Raw genomic sequence first — 7,441 nt, 5'->3', positions numbered from 1 at the left:
GGGGGGGCGCCGCCGGGCCGGTGAGGAGGAGGGGTGTCGGCCCGGCGGCGGGTCCGGGGAACGGGGGTTCGTCTGCCGGGGGCTACTCGGGTGCGTCGACGCCCGCGGCCTTGGCGATGTCGTCCAGGACGTGGTTCGCGGCCTGGATGCCGATGCCGGACATCCACGTCTCGTCCGGCACCTGCACGACCTTGCCGTTCTTGACGGCGCCGAGGCCCTTCCACAGCGGGTTGGCCTGGACGGCGCCCTGCTGGGTCTTCTTCGGGTCGTCGGCGACGGTGACGAAGACGAGGTCGGCGTCGGCCTTGTCGATCTGTTCCGCCGGGACGTCGGTCATCGCGGCGTCGACGTCCTGCGAGGCGGGACGGCGCAGGCCGACGTCGGAGAGGACGATGCCACTGAAAGAGGCCTTCTGGTAGAGCCGGGTGGGGCCGGCGACGAAGCGGACGACGGACGCGGTGGGCATGGTGCCGTTGTTCTTCTTCTTGATCTCCTCCCCGAGGGACTTGGCGCGCTTCTCGTACGCGCTCATGGCCGCCTGCGCCTCCTTCTCCAGGCCGAGGGCCTTGGCGTGGACCTTGAGGTTCTCCTTCCAGGGCGCGCCGGTGGTCTCGGTGAAGACGGTCGGGGCGATGCCCTTGAGGCGGTCGTAGACCTTGGCGTGGCGGACCTTGGAGGACAGGATCAGGTCGGGCTTGAGGGAGATGATCCGCTCGATGTTCGGCTCGGCCATGGGGCCGACGTCCTTGGTGTCCTTCGTCTTCGCCGAGAGGTACTGCGGGAAGCCGCCTTCGGTCTTCATGTGGGGGGAGACCGCGCCGACGGGCTCGATGCCGAGCATGGTGACGTCGTCGAGTTCGCCGGTGTCGAGGACGACGACGCGCTCCGGCTTCTTCTTGATCTCGGTGGTGCCCATGGCGTGGGTGACCGTGCGCGGGAAGCCGGTGCCGGCGCCGGCCTTGCCCTCGTCCTTCGCCTTGTCGTCGCCGCCGCACCCGGCGAGCACGGCAACCCCCATGATCACGGTGAGGAGTGCGGCGGGCACTCTGCGCAGCCGGTGCAGGGGTGGTCGGAGGTGGGTCACGGCGGACTCCTGTCTGAGCGGTGTGGGGAGCGGGTGCGGGGGGTGGGGTCAGCGGGGCCGGGCGGCGCGGTGTCCGCGTCCGCCGGGGCGGGCGCGCGGGACGACCAGGGGCGTGCCGGTCTCCGGGTCGGGCACGACCCGGCACTCCACCTGGAAGACCTTCTCGACGAGTTCGGCCGTGAGGACGTCGGCCGGGGGGCCGGCGGCGGCCGGTCTGCCGTCGCACATGACGACGAGGTGGTCGGCGTAGCGCGCTGCCTGGCCCAGGTCGTGCAGGACCATCACGACGGTGCGGCCGGCCTCGGTGTTGAGCTCGTCGACCAGGTCGAGCACGTCGAGCTGGTGGCGCAGGTCGAGGAAGGTGGTGGGCTCGTCCAGGAGCAGCAGGGGCGTGTCCTGGGCGAGGGCGAGCGCGATCCAGGCGCGCTGCCGCTGCCCGCCGGAGAGCTGGTCGACGGGGCGGTCGCGCAGGGCGCCGGTGCCGGTGCGGGCGAGGGCCTCCTCGACGGCGGCCCGGTCGGCCTCGGACCAGGGGGTGAGCATGCGCTGGTGCGGGTAGCGGCCGAGGCGCACGAGCCCTTCGACGGTGACGCCTTCGGGCGCGACGGCCTGCTGCGGGAGCAGCCCGAGCCGCCGGGCGAGGGCGCGGGCGGGCATGCGGTGGATGTCGGTGCCGTCGAGGGTGACGGTGCCGGCGGCGGGCGCGAGCAGGCGGGCGAGCCCGCGCAGGAGGGTGGACTTGCCGCAGGCGTTGGGCCCGACGACGGCGGTGACGGCACCGGCGGGAACGGTGAGGTCGACACCGTCGACGACGGTACGTCCGGCGTAACCGAGGCTGAGGCGGTGGGCGGCGAGGGTGTTGGAGGGAGGGGTGCCGTCGGCGGATTCCGGGCTGCGCGTGGCCGCCGGGGCGCTCGCGGCGTGGCCGCGGGAAGGCGGGGGCGTGCGGCGGGCGTCGCTCATCGGGGGGTGCTCTCAGCGGTGGCGGGCTTGAGTCGGCGCAGCATCAGGACGAGCAGCCAGGGCGCCCCGAGCGTGGCGGTGACGACCCCGACGGGCAGGCCGTGGACGGGCAGCAGGTGCAGGACGGCGAGGTCGGAGGCGAGCAGCAGGACGGCGCCGCCGAGCGCGGTGAGGGCGAGCGAGCCGGCCGTCGGGGGCCCGGCCAGGAACCGTACGACGTGCGGGACGGCCAGGGCGACGAAGCCGACGGGCCCGGTGAGGGCGGCGGCGACGGACGCCAGGAGGACGGCGAGCAGGAGGAGTTGGAGGCGGGCCGCGTTCGGGGCGAGGCCGAGGCCTCCGGCGGACTCGTCGCCGAGGTCGAGGACGGCGAGCCTGCGGTGGCCGGCGAGGACGAGGACGATGCCGGCGAGCACGAGCGCGCCGCCCGTGCCCGTCTCGGTCCAGGTCCGGCCGTAGACCGAGCCGGTGGTCCACTGCAAGGCGTCGGCGGCGAGTTCGGCCGGGAACCGGACGATGAAGAGGTTCACGACGGCGGCGAGTCCCTGCTGCACGGCGAGGCCGACGAGCACGATGCGGGTGACGGTGACGCCGCCGCGCCAGGAGAGCGCGGCGAGCAGCAGGGCCGCCAGCGTCCCGCCGCCGAGCGCTCCCGCGGGGGTGAGCGCGGCGGGGGCGCCGGTGGCGAGGACGGCGACCGCGCCGAGGGAGGCGCCGCCGGTCACGCCGACCACGTCCGGGGAGGCGAGCGGGTTGCGCAGCACGCGCTGCATCACGGCACCGGCTACGGCGAGCCCGGCGCCGGCGACGATCGCGGCGGCGGCGCGCGGGGCGCGCAGTTCCTGGACGAGCATCACGTCGGCGGTGTCGCCGAGGCCGAGGAGGGCCCGCAGCGCGTCGAGGGGCGGCACGTGGACCTCGCCGGCGCCGAGTCCGAGGGCGAGGAGGACGGCGAGCAGGGCCGTGGCCGCGGCGGAGAGGAGGGCGGTGCGGCGGCGCTGCCGGGCGAGCGCGCTGCCGTGACCGTACGGGAAGGGGCGCCGGAGCCGGGGCGCCCGGGGCACCGTGTCCGCCGCCGGAGCCGGCCCCGCCGTCTGGGCCGTCCGGGCCGCGCCCGGCTCCCGGGCGGCACCGGCCCCGCCCCGTGCGGTCCTGTCGCTCATCGGACCGCCCATCGGGCCGCTCATCGGGCCGCCTTCCGCGCGAGGAGGGCCAGCACGGGCGCGCCGAGGAAGGCCGTGACGATGCCGACCTCCAGTTCGGCGGGGGCGAGGACGACCCGGCCGGCGATGTCGGAGCCGAGCAGCAGCAGCGGGCCCGCGACGAGGCAGCCGGGGACCAGCCAGCGGTGGTCCGCGCCGAGCAGCCTGCGGACGAGGTGCGGGGCGGCGAGCCCCACGAAGGACAGCGGGCCCGCGACGGCGACGGAGGACGCGGCGAGCAGCACGACGGCCAGCCCGCCGGCGGCGCGGATCCTGGCGACCGGCACGCCGAGGGCCTGTGCGGTCTCGTCGCCGAGGGCAAGGGCGTTGAGGGCGGGCGCGATGGCGAGGGCGAGCACGAGGCCCGTGGCCAGGGGCGCGAGGACGGGCAGCAGGATGCCGGTCTGCCGCCCGGCGAGCGAGCCGGCGAGCCAGAAGCGGGCCTCGTCCAGCGTGCGGTGGCTCGCGAGCATCACCGCGGAGGTCCAGGAGGCGAGGACGGCGGCGAGGACGGTGCCGCCGAGCGCGAGCCGTACGGGGTCGAGTTCGCCGGCGCGGCGGGCGAGCGCGAGCACGGCGACGGTGGCGAGCGCGGCGCCGCCGAAGGCGAACCACAGGTACTGCGCGGGGTGTTCGAGGCGCAGCGCGTAGATGGCGGTGACGACGGCGAAGCTCGCCCCGGCGTTGATGCCGAGCGTGGTGGGCGAGGCCAGGGGGTTGCGGGTGACGCCCTGGGCGACGGCGCCCGCGACGCCGAGCGCCGCGCCGACGGCGAGGCCGATGACGGTGCGCGGGACGCGGAGGCCGGTGACGACCAGGCCGTCGCGGCCGGCGTCGTCACCGGCCAGGGCGTGCCACACGGTGCCCAGGGGCACCGCGCGGGAGCCCGCCGCGAGGCTGAGCGCCGCGCACAGCGCGAGCGCGGCCGCACCGGCAACGAGCAGCCCGGCCCGGCGAGTCGGGGCCGGGCGCCCGGTGGCGGGCACGGCGGAATCCGGGACAGCCGGAGCGGCCCCTGGAACGGTCTCGTTCACGGGAGAGACCCTAGGTTAGGTAAGGCTTACCTTGTCAATTCTCAAGGGAGCACCCACTCGCCAATGCCCTCAATGCCCAATTTATGAGCGCCGGAGCGTCACGTTCCCAGCCCGATCCGTCGATAGCGCGCACGCCGGTCGGCCAGCCGTTCGCCCTGCTCGCGTGCGCCGAGGGCGGCCATTTCCGCGCCGAGCAGGGCGCCGAGGCGGGGCAGGAAGTCGCCGTCCGCGGCAGCCGGACCGCCGTCCGGCTCCTCCACGACAAGGTCCGCGATGCCGTTGGCCAAGAGGTCCGCAGAGCGCACGCCCTGCCGCCCGGCGACCTCGTACGCCCGGTCCGTCGTGCGGTAGAGGATCGCCGAGGCCCCCTCGGGCGGCAGCGGCGACAGCCACGCGTGGCGGACGGCGACGACCCGGTCCGCGGGGAGCAGCGCGAGCGCCGCGCCGCCCACGCCCTGGCCGAGCAGCAGGCACAGCGTCGGCGCGGGCAGGGTCACCAGGTCGGCCAGGCAGCGCGCGATCTCGCCCGCCAGGCCGCCCTCTTCGGCGTCGCGGGACAGCGCCGCGCCCGCCGTGTCGACCACGGTGAGCAGCGGCAGACCCAGCTCGGCGGCGATCCGCATCCCGCGCCGGGCCGCGCGGAGGCCGGCCGGGCCGAGCGCCTGCCCGACGGCGTGCCCGCCGTCGGCGTCCTCGCCGGCCGTGTCCGTACGGCTGCCGCGGTCGTGTCCGAGCACCACGCAGGGCGTGCCGCCGACGTGCGCGAGGGCGAGCAGCAGCCCGGGGTCGCGCTCCCCCGCGCCCGTGCCGCTGAGCGGGGTGACGTCGGTGGCGGCGGCGTCCAGCAGGGCGCGCACGCCGGGGCGTTCGGGGTCGCGGGACCGGCGAATCGATTCAGCGGCGGAGGGGGCGGGGGTGGCGAGGGCCTCCTGGGCCTCGGCGGCGGCGATGCCGGGCGACGGCTCGCCGCACAGCACCGACAGCGCCCGCCCCACGACCCCCGGCAGCTGCTCGGCGGTCAGCACGGCGTCCACCAGCCCGTGGGCCAGCAGGTTCTCCGCGACCTGGACGCCCGGCGGGAACTCCTCCCCGTACAGCGCCTCGTGCACGCGCGGCCCCAGGAAGCCGATGAGCGCGCCCGGCTCGGCGGAGGTGAGGTGGCCGAGCGAGCCCCACGAGGCGAGGACGCCGCCCGTCGTGGGGTGCCGCAGGTGGACGAGGTAGGGCAGGCCGGCCGCCTTGTGGTCGGTGATGGCGGCGGCGACCTTGACCATCTGCAGGAAGGCCACCGTCCCCTCCTGCATCCGGGTGCCGCCCGAGGCGGGCGCCGCGAGCAGCGGCAGCCGCTCGGCCGTGGCCCGCTCCACCGCGCGCACCAGCCGCTCCCCCGCCGCGACGCCGATCGACCCGGCCAGGAAGCGGAACTCGCAGGCCACGAGCGCCACTCGGCGGCCGTGCACCGTCCCCTCGCCGGTGACGACGGACTCGTCGAGGCCGGTGCGCTCGCGCGCGGCGAGGAGGTCGGCGCGGTAGGCGGGGTCGTCCGTGGTGACGTCGACGGGCTCGTCCCAGCAGCGCCAGCTGCCGGGGTCCAGCACGGTGCGGACGAGTTCGAGGGCGGAAGTGCGGTGGTTGCTCGCGTTCATGCCGTCACCCTGTCACGAGCGGCCCCACCACGTCCTTGGTCACGTGCTGGTAGATCACGGAGCTGCGGAAGTCCACGACCTCGCGGCGCCCCGAGAACCGGTCCATCAGGAGGCTGTGCAGATCGTCGACCTCGGGCACCGCCACGTGCACCAGGAAGTCGTCCCCGCCCGCCACCACGTACACGTTGAGCACCTCGGGCAGCCCGATGAGGTACGCCTTGAAGCCCTCGATGACCTCCCGGCTCATCGGCCGGATCCGCACCGACAGCAGGGCCTGCACCGGCCGCCCCAGCGCCCGCAGGTCGACCGTCGCCCGGTACCCGGTGATCACTCCGCGGTGGCGCAGCGCCCTGACCCGCTCCAGGCAGGTGGAGGGGGCGATGCCGAGGGTGCGGGCGAGGTCGCGGTTGGTCTGCCGCGCATCGCGCTGCAGTTCCCTGACGATCGCCGAATCTATGTCGTCCATAAGGGCACATGATGCCGCACCCACCGAATTTCGTTCGGCGAGACCTCTTCACGGCCACGGGTCGGGCTAACTTCGGCCTCCGTGACCGTACGAACCACCCATGCTCCCGCTCCTTCCCGGCCGTCCGTTCGGGGACTGGGCATCGGCAGCGGCACGGCCCTGTGCGCCGGTGCCGTCCTCGGCCCGGGCGTCCTGGCCCTGCCCGCGCTCGCCGCCGACGCGGCCGGCCCCGCCTCGATCCTGGCCTGGCTGGTCCTGCTCGTGACGAGCGTGCCCGTGGCCCTGTCGTTCGCCGCGCTCGGCGCCCGGTTCCCCGACGGCGGCGGGGTGGCCACCTTCGTGCACCGGGCCGCGGGCCCGCGGGCCGCGGCGGCCGTCGGCTGGTGGTTCTACGGTGCCGTGCCGATCGGCGTCGTGGCGGCGGCCCTGATCGGCGGCCAGTACGTGGCCGGGGCCCTGGGACTGGGCCCGGTGGCGGCCGCGGCGGTCGGCGCCGTGGTCATCGCGGCGTCGTTCGCGGCCAACTGCGTGGGCCTGCACCTGTCCGGGCGGGTGCAGCTGCTGCTGGTGGCCCTGCTGGCGGCGGTGCTGGCGGGGGCCGCGCTCGCGGCGGCGCCCCACATGACCTCCGCGCACTTCACCCCCTTCATGCCCCACGGCTGGGGCTCGGTGGGCTCGGCCGCGGGCGTGCTGTTCTTCGCCTTCGCGGGCTGGGAGGCGGCCAGCCACCTGTCCGGCGAGTTCGCGAACCCGGCCCGCGACCTGCCCAAGGTGACGGCGTACACCCTGGCCGCCGTCTCCGTCCTCTACCTCGCCCTCGCCGTGACGACGATCGGCGCCCTCGGCCCGGCCGCCGCGGACACGGACACCCCGCTGACCGACCTGCTCGCGCAGAGCGCCGGCACGGCGGCCCGCCCGATCGCCGCCGCCGCGGCCCTGTTCCTCACCTTCGGCGCCGTCAACACCTACCTCGCCGGCGCCTCCCGCCTCGGCGCCGCCCTCGGCCGCGACGGCGCGGCCCCGCGATGGCTGTCCCGCGGCGCCGC

The 7,441-nt window shown here is 76.0% G+C and carries 7 protein-coding genes; 1 reads left to right on the top strand and 6 read right to left on the bottom strand.

Annotation, left to right across the window (positions count from 1 at the left end):
• Positions 1 to 82: 82 nt before the first annotated feature.
• The 6 genes from B7P34_RS34225 to B7P34_RS34200 all read right to left on the bottom strand — a co-directional run bounded on the left by B7P34_RS34225 (position 83) and on the right by B7P34_RS34200 (position 6,395).
• On the bottom strand, positions 83 to 1,084 hold the full coding sequence (locus B7P34_RS34225; protein WP_223268534.1) for an ABC transporter substrate-binding protein: 1,002 nt from the start codon (positions 1,082 to 1,084) through the stop codon (positions 83 to 85).
• Positions 1,085 to 1,132: 48 nt separating this feature from the next.
• Positions 1,133 to 2,047, bottom strand: coding sequence for an ABC transporter ATP-binding protein (locus B7P34_RS34220; protein ID WP_106682047.1), 915 nt, complete (start codon positions 2,045 to 2,047; stop codon positions 1,133 to 1,135).
• The gene (locus B7P34_RS34215; RefSeq protein ID WP_106682050.1) at positions 2,044 to 3,210 is read right to left on the bottom strand and encodes a FecCD family ABC transporter permease; all 1,167 of its coding nucleotides are present in this window, start codon (positions 3,208 to 3,210) and stop codon (positions 2,044 to 2,046) included. Before B7P34_RS34215 ends, B7P34_RS34220 begins: the two co-directional genes overlap by 4 nt.
• Positions 3,211 to 3,230: 20 nt before the next feature.
• Positions 3,231 to 4,283, bottom strand: coding sequence for a FecCD family ABC transporter permease (locus B7P34_RS34210; RefSeq protein WP_223268533.1), 1,053 nt, complete (start codon positions 4,281 to 4,283; stop codon positions 3,231 to 3,233).
• Between the two features lie 98 nt (positions 4,284 to 4,381).
• Positions 4,382 to 5,929, bottom strand: coding sequence for a carboxyl transferase domain-containing protein (locus tag B7P34_RS34205; RefSeq protein WP_106682046.1), 1,548 nt, complete (start codon positions 5,927 to 5,929; stop codon positions 4,382 to 4,384).
• 4 nt (positions 5,930 to 5,933) lie between these two features.
• The gene (locus tag B7P34_RS34200; protein WP_106682045.1) at positions 5,934 to 6,395 is read right to left on the bottom strand and encodes an Lrp/AsnC family transcriptional regulator; all 462 of its coding nucleotides are present in this window, start codon (positions 6,393 to 6,395) and stop codon (positions 5,934 to 5,936) included.
• 81 nt (positions 6,396 to 6,476) lie between these two features.
• On the opposite strand from B7P34_RS34200, the gene B7P34_RS34195 reads away from it, so the two are divergent.
• Positions 6,477 to 7,441: APC family permease (locus tag B7P34_RS34195; protein ID WP_223268532.1), on the top strand; the 965-nt coding region annotated here is incomplete at its 3' end.

It is taken from the genome of Streptosporangium nondiastaticum (assembly GCF_003011965.1).
Lineage (GTDB): Bacteria > Actinomycetota > Actinomycetes > Streptomycetales > Streptomycetaceae > Streptomyces > Streptomyces nondiastaticus.
Note: the sequence above shows the minus strand (reverse complement) of the source record. Positions and strands in the feature narration are given on the sequence as shown.